A 20,481-nucleotide genomic window follows, 5' to 3' on the forward strand; every position below is an offset into this window, starting at 1 on the left:
AGCTCCGAGACTTGTGGCGCGGTGCTCCTACAGTTCGCCATTATACTCGACGAACGCGCCGTGCCGCAGCTTCGCAGACCACGATCCAGCCGTTCGCTCGCAGATCGCCGAACAGCCATGGTCTGCGGAGGGCCCTAGTTCGTCGCGGATCGAGGTGAATCAGCTCCACGATGCGGAAACCGGCTCGGCGGAGCGCGCCGATCAATTCGCGGCGGCGAAAGACGTGCAGATACATGTTCGGAATTCTCCGATAATCGAAGAACTTATCTCCCGCCTCGAAATCCCGCGCGACGAGCGAACGAACGAGGCTCTTCAGCACCCACCACGGGCCCCCCGGATCGTAGAGGTTGTACCAAAAGTTGTGCACGTGTACGACGAATAGGCCGCCCGGCTTGAGGATTCGATGGACGTGGCCGAGCGCCCGCTGGCGATTCTCTCGGCCGCGAATCATCCCAAGGGTGCTGAACAGGCAGATGCAATACTCGGCGATTCCATCGGAAAGGCAATCCAGCTCGACCATATTCGCCAGAACGCGGTCGATTGGCAGGTATTCCTCCTCGGCCTTCTCGCCGATCACGTCGAGCATCTCGACGGACAAATCGACCGCCACGCCGCGATGCCCGCGCCGCGCCAGCGGAACGAGCGCTCGGCCAGTCCCGGCGCCCAAATCGACGACGCAGCCCGGCCGCGCTAGGTGATGGGCCAGAATCTCCTCGTCGAACTCGAACAGCCGATTCTGGGCGAAGTAATCGTCATAATCGCGGGCGATGTGCTCGGCCTGGGCATATTCCCACATCCCCCGGGTCACACCCGGCGGAAGTTGCCAGATCGGACATGGACTGCGCGAGCGTTGATTTGGAGATCGCGGCATGGAGGAGGGCGGCCGAGCATCGGAGCAAGAAATCGCGGCCGATAATCGCCGCAAGTGCGTTGTAGTATGACCGATCCAACGCGACGCAACCAGCGGCGAGTATTAGTTGGACGGGGTCTCGAAATGGGAAATGATTGCCGCCGGGGAGGTCGCCCCGCACGAAACCTGAAGTTTGTGAGTTTGTGTTATCTGCCTAAATTTCCTTGCGTTGCAGCGACTGATGATTACAATGGGGGGGCACCGAGGGGGTACCGACTAAATCGCCCCTGAGCCATCAAGGGCATCGGACGCGGGGCATCGTTTGCCACGAGTTGAGGCTTTGTGGAGTTTGCTAACGAACGATTCGGCATCTAGAAACATCGCAGGAGAACCGCCCGTGAGTCATCATTCAATGCGTCTCTCGCCGCTGGCATGGGCGGTGGCTATCGCGATTGCCGTGTTCGCTGTCAATCAATCGACCTCCTGGGGAGCTGCCCCTCTTGCCCCCGGCGGCGCCAACCGAAGACCGGGGCTGCCTGCTCCGGATTACACCTTCCCCTCTGGCATCCCGGCGAATTTCTCGGTGGTTGCTGTCCCACTCACCAATGTTCCGTACGTCGGCACTTTCACCGGCTTCGCGAGCAGCGAGGTTCTAAGAGACCCGAACACCGGGAACTTGGCGTTCGGCTATCGTTTCAATAATCTCAGTCCGATTGCCAACGAAATCAACCGAGTTTCGATCGACGACCCGAGCCATCCGTGGACCGGAGTCAACATTTTCGACTCCGGCTCCGATGCCAGCGGCGTCTCGACTCCGGTGGGAGCGGGTTGGGCCGATGGAAGTCCGTATGATATCGAGCGCGACGGCATATTCAGCAGTGTCGCGGCTCAGTTTTCCCAGCTTGGCTTGGGAACTTCGTTGGAGTCGCCGAATCAGAACACCTCAGCACTCATCTGGGTTGCCACGAACGCGAAGAGATTCGCCTTGACCGACGTATCACTGCTGGACGGTGGCCCAGGCGGCACGTCCATGGTCTATGGCCCCTTGGTTCCCGAGCCGACGACCTTGCTCTTGTCTGTAATCGGTTGCGTCGGCGGCGCCATCATGTTTCGAAGGCGTCGTCAGACCAATTGATTGCGGCGGTCGGCGATCACTGCCGCTAATGCGAAAATGAGGCCACCGAAAACGGTGGCCTTTTTTATTTCCAGCGATCATGCGGTCCATCTAGCCCGTTGTCGGCCGCAGCCTCGATTCTTATAATACGGCCGTTGTAAATCCTGTTCGCTATAAGATGGAAGGAGATTGCCGTGGCCATTCGTGTGGGAATCAACGGGTTTGGACGGATCGGGCGATTGGTGTTTCGGATTCTGGCCGCTCGGTCGAGCGAATTCGAGGTGGTCGGGATCAATGACATCACCGATACCCGCACGCTCGCCACGCTCCTGAAATACGACAGCGTGCATCGCCGATTCAATGGCACGGTGGCCCACGACGACGACAACCTGATCGTGAACGGTCGCAAGATTCGAGCCACGAAGATCAAGGATCCGGCGGAACTTCCCTGGGGTGTGTTGCAGGCCGATATTGTCGTCGAGAGCACGGGCCTGTTCACCGCTCGGGCGAAGGACGGCAAACCTGGCTACGACACGCACCTCAAGGCGGGGGCAAAGAAAGTCGTACTCAGCGCTCCTGCCAAGGACGGCGCGGACCTCACTTGCGTGCTGGGGGTGAACGACGACAAAATCACGTCGGCGATGAAGTGCATCTCCAATGCAAGCTGCACGACCAACTGTCTCGCCCCGGTTGCCAAGGTGTTGCACGAAAAGTTCGGCATCGAGAAGGGGCTGATGACCACCGTTCACGCCTACACGAACGACCAGCGCGTGCAGGACCTGCCGCACAGCGATCCCTACCGCGCCCGCGCCGCGTCGCAAAACATCATCCCGACCACGACTGGGGCCGCCTCCGCGGTCGGGCTGGTGATTCCCGAATTGAAAGGGAAGCTCACCGGCATCTCGCTCCGCGTGCCCGTGCCGACCGGCAGCGTCGTCGATTTGACGACGCTCTTGAAGCGCAACGCGACCAAAGAGGAGATCAACGCGGCGATGCGTGCCGCCGCTGAGGGGCCGCTCAAGGGAATCCTAGCCTATACCGAAGACCCGATCGTTTCGAGCGACATCATCGGCGATTCCCATAGCTCGATCTTCACGGCCGATTGGACCCAAGTGCTCGACGGCAACTTCGCCAAAGTCGTAAGCTGGTACGACAACGAATGGGGCTATAGCTGCCGGACGGTCGATCTGATCGCCAAGATCGCGAAGATTTGAGTCGTCAGCGGTTCGGCGACCATGCCGAGCGACGGCCCGCGGTGCGCGAAGTTGAATCGCCATCGGCGGAATTGGCATCGATCGGCGGACCGTTCTTCGCAGTCAAACGATCGGGGGGTGGAGGATTCGCCGCGGCCGATTCACCGCTTGGATCGAATTCAGCTCCGCTCGGCAAGGTTGCCCGTTCCCAGCGATTTGGAGCTTCGGGCTTGGCCCAAGTTTGCGCGGGTTCGGGGTTGCCCGCCAAGCGGACGCGGATGGTCTGGTTGTCGTCGAAACGGTCTCCTTCGGGCGTCGTCAGGCGGACGAAGAGTTTAAGCTCGGTATGTTCGGGCGGTCGCTCCGGCCAGAGCAGCTCGAAGTGGAGGGCGCTTCCGAGAACCCCTTGGCGGTAATGGGCCCCCGTTTCGGCCGCGGCAAAGTCCCAGCGCGCCACGCGGGCTGCGGCGCCCGCCGCTTGCGGGTCGATCGCCACGATCGAAACATCGCCGGCCACGCGAACCGGCCGGCCCGACGAATTGCGCGGCGTGAAGACGACCAGCAGCCCGTCATCTCCCGGCTTGCCGCTAAAGGAATGCCCGCCGGTCATAAGCCGGCTGATGGCAAGCCGCGCGATTTTCCCGTCACTCTGCGAACTGCCGGCAGACGAGACGTTCTCACTGCTGGATGAATCTGTAAGCAACGACGCTGGCCGGGCGGAGGCAGCCTTTGCATTGCTCGGCGGGGGTAATTCGGCTGGCTTCCTGGCTCGCGGCGGGTCGTTCGGCGCCGATGGATCGCGATTTCCTTTGACCGGCGGCGGATCGTCTGGTGTGCCGAGATCGATTTTGGGGATCGCCGGGACGTCGGGCGGCGGCGGCGTGACGCGGGGCGGCGGCAAGGCGCTGTCGCCCGGCTCCGTGGCGGCCGCGCCCCCCTTCAGCTTCTCGTTCTCGTGGCGGCAAGCTTCCAATTGGTGATGGAGGTCATCGCACTGGTCTTGCAACTCGTAGATTTGATCTTCGTGATCGCGCAACTCGCGCTCGAGCAGCTCGCGATTCGCATCGCTGCGACAACCAGCGGCGGCAAGAAATCCGAGACAAAGTGCCGCGACAAGGATCGATTTCATATTCGCCTCATGCGAAAAAATCGCCCACAAACAGCCGCCGAATCCTTCGGCGATGAGCCCGGCGCAAACGCCGGGGCTAAATCCCGACTCCGATCTCCGACTTCCGATCTCTGACCTCCGCCGAATTCGGTTCGCAAGCGAACCGGCTAACGAGCGACCTCCGATATCCGACCTCCGACCTCTGGTTTCGCCCGCTACTTACCATCCACCTTCACTTCCATGTGCTCGATCACGCGATCGATCAGCTTGTAGTCCATGGCTTCCTCGGCCGACATGAACCGATCGCGATCGGTATCTTGCTCGATCTTCTCGAGCGGATGCCCGGTGTGCTTGAGCAGGATCGCGTTCAGGCGCTGCTTGATGTTCTTGAATTCCTTGGCGTGGATCATGATTTCCTCGGCCGTGCCTTCCATGCCGGCCAGCGGTTGATGGATCATAATCCGCGAGTTGGGCAAGGCCCGGCGCTTGCCGCGGGCGCCGGCCGTGAGCAGCACGGCCCCCATCGAGGCGCACTGGCCGATGCAATAGGTGCTCACGTCGCAGGTGACAAACTGCATCGTATCGTAAATGGCCAGTCCGGCGGTGACGCTTCCGCCCGGCGAATTGAGATACAGATGGATATCCGACTTGGGATCTTCCGATTGCAGGAACAGCATCTGCGCGACGATCGAGTTGGCCACGTCGTCGTTGATGGCCGATCCGAGGAAGATGATGCGGTCCTTCAGCAGACGGCTGTAGATATCCATCGCCCGCTCTTCGCGGCCGCTCTTTTCGATCACATAAGGAATCAATGGCATGGCTATGAACTCGGTTGAGATGGATTAATTCGGCGCTATTCGTTTTCGTCTTCGTCGGTCGCAATGGGGGGCCGATTGAGGATGTCGTCCACCAGGCCGTATTCCTTGGCCTGCGCGGCCGTGAGGTATCGGTCGCGATCGGTGTCTTTGGCGATCTGTTCGATCGGCTGGCCGGTATGCTTGGCGAGGATGTCGTTCAGCACCTCGCGGGTGCGGAGGATTTCGTCGGCCTGGATTTCAATGTCGGAGACTTGCCCGCCGACCTGGCCATACGGCTGATGGATCATCACTTTGGCATGCGGCAGGGCGAACCGTTTTCCCTTCGTGCCGCCGGCCAACAGCACGGCCCCGCCGCTAGCGGCCAGGCCGACGCAATACGTGCCCACCGGGCAGGAAAGGATTTGCATCGTGTCGTAAATGGCCATCGTGGCGGTGACGCTGCCGCCGGGGCTGTTGATGTAAAAATGGATGTCTTTGCGGCGATTCTCGCTTTGCAGGTAGAGCAGCTTCATCACGACTTCGTTGGCGTTGCCGTCGTAGATCTCCCCCTGGAGGAGAATGATGCGGTTCTCCAGCAGCAAATCACCCAGCGTCAACTGCCGCTGCCGCTGGTAGTCGCGATACGAGGACGCCTGAGCATCGAGCCGGGGCGGGCGGAAACTTGACATGCACAATCCCTTAAAAACTAAAGAAATGAATGAGCTTGAGGCCATTGCCATCGCGGCCGCAGCGTTCGGGGCCATTTCGCGGGTCGATCGACCTGCTCTGGATCGACAACTCGTTACGCACGCTGTCAGATCGCCTGCACGGGTCGTTGCCGACTGGCTTGCCAGCACTGGCCGACGTTGCTGGCCAGTGCCACCGGTTGGCCAGTGCCACCCGGCGCTGACGTGCTAATTCTACGCGCGCTGGTCCATTCCGCGTAGCGGCTCGGCGTCGCCTCCATGCTTGGCCTCGGGAATTTCCGATTCCTCTTCCTCGCCGCCGCCGGCCGTTTGATCGACGGACTCCGTGTCCGTCCGATCCGGCTCAAACGGCACATCCTTGAAATTGGCGTGCGACAAGATGAGTTCAATCGTCTTGTTTTCGATGATTTGGTTTCGCAACACGTCCATCAGGTCTTGCCGCTCAAGTTGGGCGCGCACCCGGCGCGGACTCTCGCCGCTTTGCCGCGCGATCAACTTGATTTCGTCGTCGTAATCCTGGGGGCTTTCTTCGATTTTCTCTTCTTCGGCGATCCGTTCGAGGATGAAATGCTCCTTGAGCGCGCGGGCCGTGTTCTCGGCGGTGCTCTGGCGGAGCCGGTTCTCGTGCGCGAGAATCTGCTCGTCGCTAAAGCCGCTGCGCTGCAATTCGAGTTTGGCCCGCTCGAGTTCGCGACGGCTCTGCCGCTTGAGCATCTCCGGGGGAAGGTCCCAATTGGCCGCGGCGACCAACAACGAAGTCACTTGCCGCCGCACGCGCTGCTGCTGGTGATAGACCAACTGGCGCTTGAGCGTCGCTTCCACCGCGTCGCGCAAATCCCCTTCGGCATTGCAGTCGAACTCGGCGAGCAACTCGGGTGTCATTTCGGGGAGCGCGAGCTTTTTCACCTCGAGCACATCAACGACGGCCGAAATCTGCCGGCCACGGACCCGCTCATTCGGCGCTTCGTCGGAGAATTGAATCGGCAGGGTTCGCGATTGGCCCGCCTCGACTCCCTTCAATCCCTTGGCGAAATTCTCGATCTTACCGTCGCGGAAACTGAGCATCGACGCGAGCTTCACGGTCTTCTCGGGAATCTCAGTGATCGTCTCGTCACCGTCTTTGACCGCAATATTCGCCGTGATGTAGTCGCCGGGAGAAGCCGGGCCATTCACCGGAACTAGCCGGCCCCGCGAAGCCAGCAAACGCCCCAATTCCTGATCGATGTCCTTCGCGCTGATCTGGCGCACGGGTCGCTCGATCGTCAATCCTTTCCAGTGCGGCAGATCGAACTCGGGGCGGACCTCGATATCGAACTCGAAGCTCATTGGCCCCTCGTCGGGCAGCTCAATCGCCGCCGGATCGAGGTCCGGCTCGCTGATCGCCGCCAGGTTCTGTTCCTCCGTCACCTGGCTCAAGCTGTCCATCAAGAGCGAGCCCTTGACCTGGTCGGCCACATCCTTGCGAAAGCGATGCTCGACGAGTTTCCGCGGAGCACGGCCGGCGCGAAAGCCGGGCACTGTCGCCGTCGGCATCATGTCGGCGAACGCCTTGTCGAAATAGCGCTCGATATCGTCGCGGGGGACCGTCACGGTAACGTGCCGCTGGCAGGCGCCGGGGCTGTCGATCTGGACATTGAGCTTGAGCGGCTCGCGCTCCTCTTTTTCCGCGCCTTCCGCCTCATCCCCAGTGTCTTTCAGTTCAGCATCTTCCAGTTCAGCGTCTTCAGGAGCCATGGCCGTGCCGCGCTTGGGTTTGCTGTTGCCGTGCGAAGATCAATAACAAACAAATCCGGCAGGCCGTTGGGCAGCCGGCCGGAACACCAGAGATTGTCCAGTCTTCAAGAGCGGGTGATGGGAATCGAACCCACGACAACGACGTTGGCAACGTCGTGCTCTGCCAACTGAGCTACACCCGCGACCACGTCCTGCGATGTATCCGCGATTGTCAGGTCCGTTGACAACTCTTGAATCTAGCGATTATAGGCCCGACGTGACTGCTTGCAAGGGCAGTTGCCGCCAACCGCCGCAGGCAACGCTATCATCTAGTTCCAATCAAGTTAAGTCCCTCGGCATCGGCTCGTCAAGTCCCTGGCTTCCCAACCTTGCCGGCCCGTTGCGACCCGTATTTGGCCCCATTATAGTGAATGACATGAAGGTTAAGCTGATCATCGTTTCGCCCGAGGTGAAGCCCAACGAGTACGACGTTGCGCTGCCCACCAAAATCGGCCGCGGCCACGAGGCGAAGCTCAAGCTCGTTCATCCCCAGGTAAGCCGCTTGCATTGCGAGTTGTTCGTCGACGGCGACAAGCTGATGATCCGCGACCTCGAATCACTCAACGGCACCTTCGTCGACCAGCAGCGGATCGACGTGGACACGGCCATCCCCTCCGGCGCCACCGTAATGATCGGCACGGTCATGTTCCGCCTGGTTTACGGCAAAGACATCGACCGCGTGCCACCTCCGGCCGCCACCAAGCTGGACAAGACGATCGGCGCTAGCGGCACCCTGCGGCAGGAGACGGTGGCGAAAATCGCGAAAGGCGCCGCCGCCGCGAACCATACCGACAAATCCAAGGCAAAAAAGCAATCCCCTCCTCCTCAGCCGAAAGAGAGCACGAAGTCCAGTGAAGTGGGGGGCGAAGACGACGATCTCGACGACTTCCTCAAATCGATCATGTAAAAGCGAAGAACAAATCCGGCGGGGACTGTCCCCCTTTTGCGGAGTCCGCGGAGCAAAACGGGGACTGTCCCCTTTGCCCAGCCGGATTTGTTCGGCGCTCGAAGGCAGCCGCTACACGAACTTCGTCTTACCCGGCTTGGCCACTGCGGGCACCGGGATCGAACCCCATGCGTATTCCGCCGGCGAGAGATCTTCCTTGCTGTTGAATGCCTGGTCCCAGGTGATTCGCTGGCCGGTGTAGGTCGCCATCCGGCCCATGATGGCCATCAGGCTGCTGCGGGCCATGTAGAGGCTGTTGTCGATCCGCCGGCTGGCGCGAATCGCGGCGAACAATTCGTTGTGCTCGACCTGATACATAAGCGGCGCCGGGCCGGAATACCGCCATTTCTCCGCCCCCGTGATCGTGTGGTTCATAAGCTGGGCCGAGCCTTTGGCGCCGATGATGTGGTCGTTCACGTCGGGTTCACAATCGCCCATTTGCCGGCAGTAGGAGAAGAGCTTCACGCCGTTGGCATATTCGTAGGTCACCGCGTGGTGGTCATAGATATTGCCGAATTGCTCTTCGGTCCGCACCTGCCGGCCCCCCACGCCGACGGCACTGGCCGGCGGCTCGTCGTGCATGATCCAGGCGGCCTTATCGAGACTATGAATGTGCTGCTCGACGATGTGGTCTCCCGATAGCCACGTATAGTAGAGCCAATTGCGCATCTGGTATTCCATTTCGCTCCACTCGGGTTTGCGCGGGCGTTGCCAGAGCAGGCCGGTCAGATAGGTGGAGTGCATCGCCACCACGTCGCCGATCGCGCCCTCGTGGATCTTCTCGACAATTGCTCGCTTCGGAAGATCGTAACGCCAGCAAAGCCCCGAGACGACGCAGAGGTCTTTCTTCTTTGCTTCCTCGGCCGTCTTGAGCACCGAGCGGATGCCGGGCGCATCAACCGCGACCGGTTTCTCGCAGAAGATGTGCTTGCCCGCCTCGACGGCGGCTTGGAAGTGCAGCGGGCGAAAGTGCGGTGGGGTCGTCAAAATGACGACATCGATCCCCGCGCCGAGCACGCCTTTATGTGCATCGAAGCCCGTGAAGCAGCGATCGGGAGGCACATCGAATTTGTTCGGCTGGTCCTTGAATTTCTCGCTGATGATGCGATGGCTCATCTGCAAGCGATCGTCAAAGGCATCGCCCATCGCCACGAGCTTCGATCCGTTGTCGGCATGGAGCGCTTGCTGGGCAGCCTCCGTCCCGCGGCCGCCGCAGCCGATCAGGCCGACCTTGATCGTGTCGTCGACTGAGGCGTGGGCAGCGCGCGAAATGGCGAGCGTTCCGGCCAATGCCCCGCCCGCGGCGACCACGCTGGAAGATTTGAGAAAATCACGGCGAGACGGCGGGAGAGTGTTTGACATGCGGAGAATCCTTGATTGGGCTAGCGAAGTCTTTGCATGAATTTCACAAAATCGGCGTCCAGGCGGTCCAGATCGTCGCCAAACGCCGTCTTGAATTCTTTGATTCGCAACTCGACGCGCTGTTCGGGCGGTGGAACGACAAGCGTCTTCTTGGCCGCCATCAGTTCCATATACGCCAGAAACTCCTTCGGTTTCTGGTGGATTAGATAATAATTCAGCGCCCAGGCCTCTGCATAGGCGTCGACCGCCTGCTGCGGGTCGCGAAATCGCGTGTCGTCGGAAATCAGAGAGAGGAGCGATTTTTTCGGCCGCCGGGTCTGATAATACTCCCCAAACCGATCGAGCCGCGCGCGGTTCACCGCGCCGATCGTCTTCCAGCCTTTGGAGTTGCCCAAATCAGGGGTCTCGAAATAAACGGCCAGCCCTTCGAGAATCCACAGCGGAATGTCGGCGAAGCGGGTTTGCAGTCCGCAGTTGAAGGCGAGCTGGTGCGTCGCTTCGTGGATGATCGTGGCCACCATCGCCTCGGCCTCCGGTCGGGCGAGCATCAAGTTGATCTCGTGGGGCGAGCCGCGTGTATCCCCCTTCCGTCGCAGCGATTCCACGCCAGTCAGATCGTACATCGTCACGCGATTGGAGCGCAGGCTATAAAAGGCGATGATCGCGCTGGCGCTGGCACCCAATTCGGGCTGCACTTGAGCCGCGTAACCGTCACGCGTGGCGAACACGAGCACCAAGAGCGGCAAGTCCGGATCGTGAATCTTAAAGCCACGATTTCGCCAATAATTCAAAAATGCCGTATACAGCCGCTCGTAAAGTGCCCCAACCCATTGGGCGTAGGCCCGAGATGTGTTGTGGCAGATAACATAATGCGCGGTCGTATAGGTCTCGAAGCCGGCGGGTAGTTCGTCGCGAACCTTCTTCGCGGCCTCGGATTGCGAGAGCGGCGCGAACGGCTCGGCGTCTTGCTTATGATCGACGATCTCCTGTGGCTCGATGTTCCAGAGCGTTCCGTCGGAGGCGAGCAGCATGACGCCGCCGTCCTTGGCCGTCACCATGAGCTTGCCGGAGATTTGAGTCTCCTTGCCGCCGCGCCGAAACGTGATCTGATCGGCGGCCAAAGCGTTGCCAGCTAGAAGCGCGATGGACAAAATCGCGGCGAAGCATGCGAAACGTCGGTTATTCTTCGGGCAAAGCTTCGGCATCGTTTGATTATAGCCGGCCCATTGAGGATTCGCATTCCTATCCCACAAGCCGACTCCTGCCGGCGATCCTCACGATCCCGAAGAAGATTGCCAGAAGAATGCCGCCGGCCAAAAACAGAAACAGGCTCAAGGCGGCCAGCTCGTTTTGAATGTTGAAGTGCAACATCTGGGCGACGCGGGTGCCGAGCGTATCGACTCCCGGCGGCGTGACCATGATCGTGGCCGACAACTCGCCGATCGCCACGACGAACGCGGCGAGCCACGCCACCGCCAGTGCAGGCCAGCGGAGCGGGAAGGCGATGCGCCAAAAGCGGGTCCAACGTCCCGCGCCATCGAGGGCCGCCGCGTCAAGCAATTCGTTGGGAATGGATCGCAGCGCGTGCCAAACAATGAACATCGCCACCGGAAACGCCCGTATCGCCTGGGCGCTGCTCACGACGACGATGCTGCGGTCGTATAGGACATTCAGGGCCGGTAAAGACGGCCAATTGAAAACCGCGATCAGCGCCATTCCGATGAGTGGACCTGGAACCGACAAGGCCGCCACCGCGAGGATAAGCGCCGGCAGGCCGCCCCACGGACCGCGCCGCGCGAGCCAACCGAGCGGCAGAGCAACTGCCATCGCGCTGCATGCGGCCACGACTGCGATTACGAGCGACCAGGACAATTCGCGATCGTAGCGCACGGGGCTGGCGGCCACCGATTCTGCGCATTTCACTAGCGACCAGCCGCGCGAGATTTCGTTGCCGGCGGGCGTAAGCGTCACCCCCGCTTTGTAGATCAAACTGACCAAGGGAACGCCGACCGTCCCCAGTGCGCCCGCCCCCACGAGTCCCGACGCGAATCCGCGCCAGCGGCCCAATCGAAAGACGAGCAGCGGTCGCTGAGAAAGTTGCGGCCGCCAGCGGCCCACAGCCATGCAGAGCAGCACCCCGAACAGCGCAAGGCAACTGGTGACGGCAACGCCGACGAGCGCCGTGGGGGGCGGGCCGGGGTCCGTGCCGAGCGCAAATTGCGTGTAAATCTCTTCGGCGTACGTTCGCAATCGAGTCGCGCCGGTTTGGAACAGATCGGTCACGGTCATTTCCGTCGCCACGCCGATCGCCACCCAAACCGCCGAGAGCCCGATTGTCGGCAGCGCTTGGCGAAGCGTCACGCGCATGAACACCTGCCAAGGGGCGCCATCTAGAAGCGCCAGTTCTTCCAACCCGGGTTCAACCAGCCGTACCGATGCACCGACGATCATCGTCACCCACGGAATCGCGGCCACCGCATGGACCCAGATCGCCCCGCGCCAGCCTTCGAGCAGACCCGCCTGATATGGCGATGCGGTGAGCAGCGTGAACCAGCCCGAGGCGCCAAACCCGGCCTGCCAAGCCGCCGCTTGAAGATAGAGCGGAACGACCAAGAGCAGACAGAGAACCGCGACCGCCGCCCGCCGGAAGTAGATGTCCGTGCGATATAACGCGACCGCCAGCGCCGTTCCAAGCGGAATGCTGATCGCCAGCGTCCCTGCGATCAAGAGCAGCGTATTTTCGACAAGCCACCAGCTTCGAGCGTCCGCCATTGCGCAAGAACGTCCGGAGACTGTCCCCTTTTGTGGAGCGGGTACCATCGCCGCGACGGTCGGGAACAAAAGGGGATTGTCCCCTTCCCCTAGGCGGTTCTCGGATCGGCTCTAATACTGATCGCTACCAGTAAGTTTCTCTTCCACCTTGTCGGCCTGCCAGGCGATGGCGGTGAGCACCTGCGAAATGAGCGGGCCGGTGAGCGTGTCGGCCAAGATGCTCCCTTGCAACGTGACCATCTCTTGATCTCCGACTTTATCGAAGGCGAACGCCCCGTGCACTAGCTTCGAGTTGTAGCGAAGCAGGGCCGCCGCGTTTTGCTCGGTCGCCGCGCCGCAGGTCGAGCGGAAGTTCACCGTGGGATGTCCGCTCTCGTCGTGCTGGCCAAAGGTGATCGTGACGACTTGCTTCCGCAGGGTGCCGACAGGAACGGTGACCTGCCAGGAATCGCCGCTTTCGTCGAGCTTGTAACCGCCGGCCTTGACGACGTTTCGCACCAACTCCCGCGGATCGACCGAGCCCGACAAATCGAGATCGTCGAAATTCGGCAACGCGCCGCCGGCGGCGCTCGTCGTCGCCGCGGCGATCGTCGGCGCGGCTTGCGGCGGTGCGGCCTGCGGCGCCTGCGGTTGCGGCGGTTGCGCGGCGCCCGCGGCCATTGCTTCGCGGATCATGCCGGGCATCATCATTCCAAAACCGGCGCCCATTCCCATTCCCATCGCCGGCGCACCCATTCCGCCGCCTCCCTGCTCGGCCATCTTCGCCATGCTCTGGGCGGCTTGGAACTTCATAAAGGCATTCAAATCGCCGACGGCGCCCATCGAGCTGCGGGCGTCGATCGCCTGCTGGACCTCGTCCGGCGGGGTGATCGCGTTGATGAAGAAATCGACCAGTTCCAGTCCGTATTTGGCGAAATCGGTGGCGACTTTCGCCCGCGCGCCGGAGGCGATTTGCTCGTAGTGCGCCGGCATGTCGAGCAGGCTCATGCCGGCAGCGCCGAGCAAATCGGCCAGGCGCGATACGATCAGGTCGCGGAGGAACGACGTGACGGCGTCGGTCGTGTATTTCCCCTGCGTGCCGACCAGCGTGTTGAGCAGCACGGAACTATCCGCGACGCGGAGCGAGTATTTGCCGAACGACCGCAGCCGCACCATGCCGAAATCCTTGTCGCGAAAAACGATCGGCTGAGGCGTGCCCCATTTCTGATCGACGAACGTCTGCTTGCCCACAAAGTAGACGGAAGCCTGAAACGGCGATTTCTCCCAGGGGATCGTCAGTAGTCGCGTGAGGATCGGCACATTGGCGGTCGTGAGCGTGTGCCGGCCCGGGGCAAATGAGTCGAGCGCTTTGCCGTCGCGAAAGAAGATCCCTTCCTGATTCTGTTGAACGATCAACTGCGCGCCGTATTTGATGTCCGCCGAGCCTTCCTGCGGAATCCGCTGCACGAGCGATTGGTTCGATTCATCGAAAAACTGTATGACTTCAAGCCGGATTCCCATCACGCTTCACTCGTTGTTTGTTTTGAGAACGTATTTCCTAGTAGCCGTAGGGTGCGTCAAGGCTCTGCGCAGACGCACCGCGCCAGTGACACAATCCAGACTCCGGGCTGGTTCCGGTGCGTTTGCGCGGACTTGACGCGCCCTACCAGTATTTGATTCGTCGTTCGCCATTCGTCATTTCTATTCGAGCCCTTTGAGGACGTCCGCGCGCTGGTCGCATTGCTGCATAATCGCGTCGAGTTGTTCGTTCAACCGCGGTAGAAACGCGACCGGATCTGGTGGCCCGGACTCGTTCGGCGCGACGGGCATCGCGGGAATGCTTGTCGCGGCGGAAGCTGCCGTCCCGGCGGCAGCCGCGGGATCGGCAGCGGCAACCGCGGCAGGCCTGCTGGCCGGCAATCCGGCCAGCCGCTTGAGCGATTCGGAAAACTCCTCGACCCGCTGCATCAGCGCCACATCGTGCTCGTAGACTCGGTCGAGCCGAGCCTCGTCGACGCGAACCAAATCGAAGATGCCGCTGTATCCCTGCCAAGCTCCGCGGATGCGGGCGATCGTCAAATCGAGTTTCGCCCGCAGCCGATCGTATTGGGTCAGCAAATCGAGCCGACCGGCGTCGGCCAATTGCGATGCGATGGTGTCGAGCGATCGCTTCGCCTGTTGAAGTCGGTCGGACAACCAGGTGCGCTCGAGCGCATCGCTGTCCCGGCGATATTCCTTTTCGAGATAACCGCGGAAGCCCGGGATATGGCGGAGCACCGTCTCCAGGGCGTTGCGGTGTTCCATGTGCTGGCGAGGTTCGGGCACGGCATCCTCCACGTGGCGATAGGTTCCAGCGGCGGGCGAGAACGAATTATCTCACTGGCAGCGAATCAATTGAAGCGATCGGCAACCGCCAATATGTCAAACTTGCCGGCGAGAGTTATTCGCAGTCTGCGGACGTATCTTGCCTGTTCGCCGCTCGAATCGCCGCTATCATACCAGCTTCGCCTGCATGCTGGCAAACGATTTGCCGCCCTAACAATCAAGCCGGCCGGGAATTACGTCGAAATAAGGGCAGCGGCAGCCGAACTGTTAGCCGCTCTTGGTCGAAAGCGGGGAATTCTGCTATAGTTCGCCCCTCTCACGTATGGCTTTCTCATCTGGCTCGCCGTCTTTCTGATCTCTCAACTCTCGCGACCACCGATGCGCGCATCCCACGGCATCCGCTTGCCGCTTCTCGTTCTATTGGTCGTGATCGCCGCTGCGCAGGGCTGCACGTGGGGATCGAAGAACGGGGTGCCGTGGTGGGGCAGCAAGAAAGAGAAAGAGGAAGCCGCCGCTAATTTGGAAAAATATGGCCCGGTCGCCTTTAAGCGGGTCGAGATCATCAAGATGGAAGGCAAGTACGCCGCCGAAGGAGGTCCGCAGGAAAAGCAAAAGGTCGCGGACGATTTGGCCCGCTCGATTCAAACCGAGCAGGATCCTCTGGTTCGCATGGAGATGGTTCGAACTTTGGCGACGATCCCCAATGAATCTGCCGCCAGTGTGCTTTACAACGGCATGAAGGACCCGGACCCCGAAGTGCGCATTGCCGTCTGCAAGGCCTGGGGCGACCGAGCCGCGATTGCGGCCAAGGCCGGCGGAGGCACGACACCGCAGACGAGCGAAACGGACGCCGCGGCGCGGCTTCTCTCTGAAGCTCTAGCGGGCGATACAAATGAGGACGTGCGTTTGGCCGCGGCGCGGGCCTTGGGCAAGGTCAGGAACGATCCGCGAGCGGTCGGCGCCCTGGGGATCGCGCTTAAGGACCAAAACCCGGCCCTTCAATTCCGCGCGGTCGCATCGCTCAAGGAAGTCTCCGGCAGAGACTTCGGCAACGACGTCGGCAAATGGCAGCAATATGTCGACAGCGTCGTTCCTCCCTCGCAGCAACCAAAGGCGATTGCCGGCCGGCCGCAAGACACCAAATAGCGGCGTGCTCTCGTTCCGACCGAGCCTTCCATCTGAGGGCTGATCCGCTGCCAAATCGGCCCGTGGCCGACGCTGCTAGCGTGGGCATGGATTCTCGCCCGCCACCGATCTACGGCTGTCCTCGGCAATTGCGCCGCAAAAAAAATGTCCGCCATTTCGTGCCGACGGCAATTCAATGGTTGAGGACGCCACCGCGGTGCGACCTCGAACGAATCCAAAACAGACATTTCCCGATGAATGCTGCGTTTGCAGCAAGGAGAGTTACCATGTCACTGCTTCGAACCCTGAGTTTGTCGATCGTGCCGGTCGCCGCGCTCGCGCTGCCTCTTGCAACAGCGTCCAGCGCCCAGGCACACGAGGACCATCGCGATCATTTTGACCGTCACGAGCAATTTGAACACCACGAGTTTTTCCGGCACGCCGGTCCGATTTGGGCTGCCCCAGTTCATGTCGGCGTCTATTTGCCGCCGGTCCGGTGGGTTTATTACCGGCTGACGCCCGACGCCCCATGGGTCGCCTACGGCAGTTACGGCGATTTTGCGGATGCGCAGTTCGCGGCCCAGCAACTACACTTCGGCGGGTTTCAGATCGTGATCCGCTAGCCGCGAGGAACACCGAGGGTAGGTTTCGTGAACCGTTGCGACAGTTTGTTTACGCGAGAGTGGCACAGGCGCCGAATGCCTGTGCCACTACTTCGCCGCGCGGACGGAAGTCGCGTCCCAATTCCTCTGGTTCCGCGCGGTGCGACGCGCTACAATGCAAGGGCTTGGCAAACATTGCGGCCTCTTGGCGCGGCGTGACGGCATGTCCTATCGGTCATTCAAACGTGTGCTCGGCGAGACCAGCCTCGAGCGCAAATGCCGCTTTCTCTTCGGCGCCTGTCTGCTGTTCCTGATCACGGGCAGCTTCTGGTGGTATGGCAGCCGGAATGAGGATCTCCTTTACCAGAGCACCCGCAAAGGCGCTCATGACTTGGTCACCGCCGTGATGTTGCATCGTCATTGGATGAAGATGGACCCGCTGAACGTCCCGGAATCAATGCGGCGAAGCCAGCGAGAATTCATTGACAAAGCGGCTCGAAGCATCGAAGCGCAGGGCGATTACACTGCGCACGTATTCAAGCTGAATTCTTCCGGCGAGAGCGATGACCGCCCCAAAAATCCAACTGAAATGCAGGCGCTGGATTACTTCAGCCGACAGGGCCCCATTGATCCAATTGACTACGTTGATCACCGCCTGAATGGCCAGAACGAATACCAGTATTTTGAGGCCGTGCGGCTGCGCGAAGGATGCATGGATTGCCATACGGCTTCCAGCCCCCACTTGGTGTTGAGTAGCGCCGGGCTACCCGGTCCTAGCCCGCCGCAGGTCGGAGACTTGGTCGCGGTCGTTGAGATCGTGCTTCCCGATGCCGAGACGCAATCCGCGCTCAATAAGAATCGCGCGATTTTTATCGCCATCGCCATCGTCACCGTCTTCCTGGCGATGATCGCCTTGTATGTCGTCGTGCGCTACGTGATCGTCAAGCCGCTCAAACACTTGCGCGACGTGAGCGATGAAGTCAGCCGCGGCAATCTTGAGGCGCGCGCCGAAATCCACACGTCCGACGAATTCGAGGAGTTGGGTTCGGCGTTCAATAAGATGCTTCGTCACTTAGTCTCGGTGCAGGAGGAGTTGAAGGGGGTCAATTCCGACCTCGATCTGAAAGTCGACGAACTGGCCCAATTGAACATGCGGCTCTACGAATTGAACCGGCTCAAGAGCGACTTCCTGGCCACGATGAGCCACGAGCTGCGCACGCCCTTGAACAGCATCATCGGCTTCAGCGACGTGCTCGGCGCGATCAATTCGCTCGACGACAAGCAGAAGCGCTACGTGCAAAACATCCAGAAATCGGGCCGCGTGCTACTCGACATGATCAACGACATCCTCGATCTGGCCAAAATCGAGAGCGGCAAGATGGAGCTGCGGCTCTGCGATTTTCGCATCGATGACGTCATCTCCGCCCAGTGCGACATGGCCCGGCCGCTCACGGAGAAAAAGAACATCGACCTTGAGATCGAGGTCGACCCGGATTTGCCCGAGTTGTTTCAGGACCAAGGCAAAGTGCAGCAGATTCTCAACAATCTGCTCTCCAACGCGATCAAGTTCACGCCGGAAGGGGGCCGGATCGTCGTCAGCGCGCGGCCGGAAGTCCGGGGCGATCGCGACGAGCTGGTGCTCACCGTCGCCGACACCGGCGTCGGCATCGCCGAGGAGGAGCAAGTCGCCATCTTCGAGAAATTCCGCCAGGGCAAGACGGCTCTGGCCGGCGGCGATACGATGACTCGCGAATACTCGGGCACCGGGCTGGGCCTGTCGATCGTCAAGGAACTGTGCAAACTGCTCGGCGGTGAAGTCTCTCTCAAGAGCGAGCTGGGCAAAGGCAGCACGTTCACCGTGCGTCTGCCGTGGGTCCGCGCGGATCAACCGCGGATGGATTCGCCGCTGGCCGAGAATATCGACGAATTGCTCCGCCCGCGTCGCCAGGAATTGCAGCGCACGCTCGAACGCCCCGTGCCCGCCGCGCCGGAATGACGCATGACGAAGAGCCCATCCGAGAACCGCCGGGGACTGTCCCCTTTTGTGGAGTCTTCGGAACAAAAGGGGACTGTCCCCCTCTCCGCAGGCGGTTCTCGGATGGGCTCTAAGACACACGCTCACGCCGTTTCGCCCGAAGTGCAGCTCTTCACCGACGGCGCGTGCAGCGGCAATCCGGGCCCCGGCGGCTGGGCGTTCATTCTGAGGCATCCGGTCTCGGGCAAGGAAATCGAGCACTCCGGCGGCGAGGCCGACACGACGAACAATCGCATGGAATTGATGGCCGTGATTCGCGGTCTGGAAGCCCTCAAGCGGGCAACCCACGTCGAGCTGTTCACCGACAGCGAATATGTTCGCCAGGGCTTGAGCCTTTGGATGCCGAAATGGAAAGCCAACGGCTGGCGGCGTGCGACGGGCCCGCGGAGCAAAGGGGGCGCCATCAAGAACTTGGAACTGTGGAAACGGCTGGACGAACTCATCGCGCAGCACCAACTGAAATTCACCCGCGTCGCCGGCCATAGCGGCCACCCGGAGAACGATCGCTGCGACGAACTGGCCGTAGCGGCATGCAATAAGTTCAAGTGAATCGGCAGCGCAACAGCACCACCAGGGCCTTGAACAGATCGCGCGGACGAATCTTCTTTCCCGCCGCGTAATTGCGGCTGGAGTAGGCGATCGGCACTTCGCGGATTCGAGCGCCCGCTTGCGCCAGCCGGCAAGTCAGCTCCGGCTCGATGGTAAACGTGTTGCTGGTGAGCTTCAGCCGTTTGAGCACGTCGGCGCGAATCATCTTGGCGCCGGTTTCCATGTCGGTGAGCGCGAGCCCGGTCAGCCGATTCGCCACTCGCGTGAGCAGCCGGTTTGCCAGACGGTTCCAAACGCCGATCTGGCGCGGATGCTCGCCGGCGAACCGCGAGCCAAACATGGCATCGGCCTCGCCGGCGAGGAGCGGCGCTAACAGCCTCGGATAAATCGCCGGATCATACTCCAGATCGGCGTCTTGAATCACGACGACTTGCCCGCGGGCATGCACAAGTCCGGTCCGCACCGCGGCGCCTTTTCCGCGATTGGCCGGATGACGCAGGGCCCTGATTCGCGGTTCCAGGCCGGCCAACTCAATGAGCAATTCCCACGAGCCGTCCGTGGAATGATCGTCGACGGCGATCAATTCGATCTCCAAATCGACCGGGGATTGAAACACGCGCCGGACGATTTCCGCTAGCGTGCTCCGCTCGTTGTAGATCGGCATCAGCACGGAAAGCAGCGTCGCCCGCAGCGGCTGGAAAAAGGGGTCAGGACTCATTAAATCGCCGCGTGCGGATCGCCCTCGAATCGACTCTCGATTTAATGAGTCCTGACCCCTTTTTGGGACAACTGCAATCCTACCACGCCGACGACCACCAAGAGCAGGCACCCGAGCTTCAAGGCCGAAACCGGCTCCTGGAACCAGGCCATGCCGATCACGGAAACGAGCATGATCCCCAGCGCCGACCAAACGGCATAAGCCACGCTCAAATCAATCGTCTTGAGCGCGAAATTCAACCCGACGAGCGACAGGCCGTAAAACACGAACATCAACAGCGAAGGCCAAACCCGTGTGAATTGCTCGGACAGCTTCAGACAGGTCGTGCCCGAGACCTCCATCACGATCGCCGCCAACAGATAAAGCCAACCTTGCATCGTGCCGTCCTCCGCTCGCCGAGTTCGTCGCCAGCCCCGGAAGTTAGCGGTTGGCGAGGAAAAACGCAATTCGGCTCGGTGGCACTGGCGAGCGGGGCACCCTCTGGGGCTCGGCCAGCGCGGGCGTGGGGTGGCACTGGCCAGCGCAG

The 20,481-nt window shown here is 61.1% G+C and carries 19 protein-coding genes and 1 tRNA gene; 7 read left to right on the plus strand and 13 right to left on the minus strand.

The genetic code is table 11. The annotated features are described in order from the left end of the window. Window positions 1–40 precede the first annotated feature (40 nt). The gene (locus tag VGY55_03010; GenBank protein HEV2968932.1) at window positions 41–796 is read right to left on the minus strand and encodes a class I SAM-dependent methyltransferase; all 756 of its coding nucleotides are present in this window, start codon (window positions 794–796) and stop codon (window positions 41–43) included. 451 nt (window positions 797–1,247) lie between these two features. On the opposite strand from VGY55_03010, the gene VGY55_03015 reads away from it, so the two are divergent. Together VGY55_03015 and gap are read left to right on the plus strand one after the other, a co-directional pair. Beyond that, the gene (locus VGY55_03015) at window positions 1,248–1,985 is read left to right on the plus strand and encodes a PEP-CTERM sorting domain-containing protein (protein HEV2968933.1); all 738 of its coding nucleotides are present in this window, start codon (window positions 1,248–1,250) and stop codon (window positions 1,983–1,985) included. A gap of 173 nt (window positions 1,986–2,158) precedes the next feature. Further along, entirely contained in the window at window positions 2,159–3,178 is a 1,020-nt protein-coding gene (gene gap / locus VGY55_03020; GenBank protein HEV2968934.1) for a type I glyceraldehyde-3-phosphate dehydrogenase, read from the plus strand. 4 nt (window positions 3,179–3,182) lie between these two features. Here the strand turns inward: gap and VGY55_03025 are convergent, their stop codons facing one another. The 5 genes from VGY55_03025 to VGY55_03045 all read right to left on the minus strand — a co-directional run bounded on the left by VGY55_03025 (window position 3,183) and on the right by VGY55_03045 (window position 7,685). Next, window positions 3,183–4,286, minus strand: a complete 1,104-nt coding sequence (locus VGY55_03025; protein HEV2968935.1) for a hypothetical protein — start codon at window positions 4,284–4,286, stop codon at window positions 3,183–3,185. A 194-nt stretch (window positions 4,287–4,480) separates the two neighbouring features. Next, window positions 4,481–5,083 (minus strand): ATP-dependent Clp protease proteolytic subunit, encoded by a 603-nt coding sequence (locus VGY55_03030; protein HEV2968936.1) that lies wholly within the window; start codon window positions 5,081–5,083, stop codon window positions 4,481–4,483. A 35-nt stretch (window positions 5,084–5,118) separates the two neighbouring features. Further along, window positions 5,119–5,751 (minus strand): ATP-dependent Clp protease proteolytic subunit, encoded by a 633-nt coding sequence (locus VGY55_03035; GenBank protein HEV2968937.1) that lies wholly within the window; start codon window positions 5,749–5,751, stop codon window positions 5,119–5,121. Between the two features lie 231 nt (window positions 5,752–5,982). Next, complete coding sequence (tig, locus tag VGY55_03040; protein HEV2968938.1) at window positions 5,983–7,503, minus strand: trigger factor; 1,521 nt, start codon at window positions 7,501–7,503, stop codon at window positions 5,983–5,985. A gap of 109 nt (window positions 7,504–7,612) precedes the next feature. Continuing rightward, window positions 7,613–7,685 (minus strand) — tRNA-Gly (locus VGY55_03045). Window positions 7,686–7,918: 233 nt separating this feature from the next. Between VGY55_03045 and VGY55_03050 the strand changes: the two genes are divergently transcribed. Then, on the plus strand, window positions 7,919–8,449 hold the full coding sequence (locus tag VGY55_03050) for an FHA domain-containing protein (GenBank protein HEV2968939.1): 531 nt from the start codon (window positions 7,919–7,921) through the stop codon (window positions 8,447–8,449). A 111-nt stretch (window positions 8,450–8,560) separates the two neighbouring features. Here VGY55_03050 and VGY55_03055 read toward each other — a convergent pair whose 3' ends face one another. The 5 genes from VGY55_03055 to VGY55_03075 all read right to left on the minus strand — a co-directional run bounded on the left by VGY55_03055 (window position 8,561) and on the right by VGY55_03075 (window position 14,926). Further along, window positions 8,561–9,850 carry a Gfo/Idh/MocA family oxidoreductase gene (locus VGY55_03055; protein HEV2968940.1) on the minus strand — a complete coding sequence of 430 codons (1,290 nt, stop codon included), beginning with the start codon at window positions 9,848–9,850 and terminating at the stop codon, window positions 8,561–8,563. 20 nt (window positions 9,851–9,870) lie between these two features. Then, window positions 9,871–11,055, minus strand: a complete 1,185-nt coding sequence (locus VGY55_03060) for a DUF1570 domain-containing protein (GenBank protein HEV2968941.1) — start codon at window positions 11,053–11,055, stop codon at window positions 9,871–9,873. Between the two features lie 37 nt (window positions 11,056–11,092). Then, window positions 11,093–12,622, minus strand: coding sequence for an ABC transporter permease subunit (locus VGY55_03065; GenBank protein ID HEV2968942.1), 1,530 nt, complete (start codon window positions 12,620–12,622; stop codon window positions 11,093–11,095). Window positions 12,623–12,733: 111 nt separating this feature from the next. Beyond that, a complete protein-coding gene (locus tag VGY55_03070) occupies window positions 12,734–14,122 on the minus strand; it encodes an SPFH domain-containing protein (protein HEV2968943.1) in 1,389 nt (462 codons plus the stop codon). Between the two features lie 180 nt (window positions 14,123–14,302). After that, complete coding sequence (locus tag VGY55_03075; GenBank protein ID HEV2968944.1) at window positions 14,303–14,926, minus strand: hypothetical protein; 624 nt, start codon at window positions 14,924–14,926, stop codon at window positions 14,303–14,305. A gap of 378 nt (window positions 14,927–15,304) precedes the next feature. Between VGY55_03075 and VGY55_03080 the strand changes: the two genes are divergently transcribed. The 4 genes from VGY55_03080 (at window position 15,305) to rnhA (ending at window position 19,237) form a co-directional block, all read left to right on the plus strand. Further along, complete coding sequence (locus tag VGY55_03080; GenBank protein HEV2968945.1) at window positions 15,305–16,072, plus strand: HEAT repeat domain-containing protein; 768 nt, start codon at window positions 15,305–15,307, stop codon at window positions 16,070–16,072. Between the two features lie 266 nt (window positions 16,073–16,338). Continuing rightward, a complete protein-coding gene (locus VGY55_03085) occupies window positions 16,339–16,674 on the plus strand; it encodes a hypothetical protein (GenBank protein HEV2968946.1) in 336 nt (111 codons plus the stop codon). A 202-nt stretch (window positions 16,675–16,876) separates the two neighbouring features. Then, window positions 16,877–18,649, plus strand: a complete 1,773-nt coding sequence (locus VGY55_03090) for an ATP-binding protein (GenBank protein ID HEV2968947.1) — start codon at window positions 16,877–16,879, stop codon at window positions 18,647–18,649. A gap of 3 nt (window positions 18,650–18,652) precedes the next feature. Then, window positions 18,653–19,237 (plus strand): ribonuclease HI, encoded by a 585-nt coding sequence (gene rnhA / locus VGY55_03095; protein HEV2968948.1) that lies wholly within the window; start codon window positions 18,653–18,655, stop codon window positions 19,235–19,237. Here the strand turns inward: rnhA and VGY55_03100 are convergent. Then, the gene (locus VGY55_03100; protein HEV2968949.1) at window positions 19,230–19,955 is read right to left on the minus strand and encodes a glycosyltransferase family 2 protein; all 726 of its coding nucleotides are present in this window, start codon (window positions 19,953–19,955) and stop codon (window positions 19,230–19,232) included. The two genes, rnhA and VGY55_03100, sit on opposite strands and share 8 nt — an antisense overlap. A gap of 41 nt (window positions 19,956–19,996) precedes the next feature. Next, window positions 19,997–20,332, minus strand: a complete 336-nt coding sequence (locus VGY55_03105; GenBank protein HEV2968950.1) for a multidrug efflux SMR transporter — start codon at window positions 20,330–20,332, stop codon at window positions 19,997–19,999. Window positions 20,333–20,481: the final 149 nt, after the last annotated feature.

The organism is Pirellulales bacterium (genome assembly GCA_035939775.1).
GTDB lineage: Bacteria > Planctomycetota > Planctomycetia > Pirellulales > DATAWG01 > DASZFO01.

What these genes read in the sequence shown, in the direction of transcription:
- tig (HEV2968938.1), bottom strand. Translation starts at nt 7,503, where the DNA reads ATGGCTCCTGAAGACGCTGAACTGGAAGATGCTGAACTGAAAGACACT.
- VGY55_03080 (HEV2968945.1), top strand. Translation starts at nt 15,305, where the DNA reads ATGCGCGCATCCCACGGCATCCGCTTGCCGCTTCTCGTTCTATTGGTC.
- VGY55_03060 (HEV2968941.1), bottom strand. Translation starts at nt 11,055, where the DNA reads ATGCCGAAGCTTTGCCCGAAGAATAACCGACGTTTCGCATGCTTCGCC.
- VGY55_03030 (HEV2968936.1), bottom strand. Translation starts at nt 5,083, where the DNA reads ATGCCATTGATTCCTTATGTGATCGAAAAGAGCGGCCGCGAAGAGCGG.
- VGY55_03085 (HEV2968946.1), top strand. Translation starts at nt 16,339, where the DNA reads ATGTCACTGCTTCGAACCCTGAGTTTGTCGATCGTGCCGGTCGCCGCG.
- VGY55_03100 (HEV2968949.1), bottom strand. Translation starts at nt 19,955, where the DNA reads ATGAGTCCTGACCCCTTTTTCCAGCCGCTGCGGGCGACGCTGCTTTCC.
- VGY55_03090 (HEV2968947.1), top strand. Translation starts at nt 16,877, where the DNA reads ATGTCCTATCGGTCATTCAAACGTGTGCTCGGCGAGACCAGCCTCGAG.
- VGY55_03065 (HEV2968942.1), bottom strand. Translation starts at nt 12,622, where the DNA reads ATGGCGGACGCTCGAAGCTGGTGGCTTGTCGAAAATACGCTGCTCTTG.
- rnhA (HEV2968948.1), top strand. Translation starts at nt 18,653, where the DNA reads ATGACGAAGAGCCCATCCGAGAACCGCCGGGGACTGTCCCCTTTTGTG.
- VGY55_03010 (HEV2968932.1), bottom strand. Translation starts at nt 796, where the DNA reads ATGTGGGAATATGCCCAGGCCGAGCACATCGCCCGCGATTATGACGAT.
- VGY55_03105 (HEV2968950.1), bottom strand. Translation starts at nt 20,332, where the DNA reads ATGCAAGGTTGGCTTTATCTGTTGGCGGCGATCGTGATGGAGGTCTCG.
- VGY55_03070 (HEV2968943.1), bottom strand. Translation starts at nt 14,122, where the DNA reads ATGGGAATCCGGCTTGAAGTCATACAGTTTTTCGATGAATCGAACCAA.
- VGY55_03050 (HEV2968939.1), top strand. Translation starts at nt 7,919, where the DNA reads ATGAAGGTTAAGCTGATCATCGTTTCGCCCGAGGTGAAGCCCAACGAG.
- VGY55_03055 (HEV2968940.1), bottom strand. Translation starts at nt 9,850, where the DNA reads ATGTCAAACACTCTCCCGCCGTCTCGCCGTGATTTTCTCAAATCTTCC.
- VGY55_03025 (HEV2968935.1), bottom strand. Translation starts at nt 4,286, where the DNA reads ATGAAATCGATCCTTGTCGCGGCACTTTGTCTCGGATTTCTTGCCGCC.
- VGY55_03035 (HEV2968937.1), bottom strand. Translation starts at nt 5,751, where the DNA reads ATGTCAAGTTTCCGCCCGCCCCGGCTCGATGCTCAGGCGTCCTCGTAT.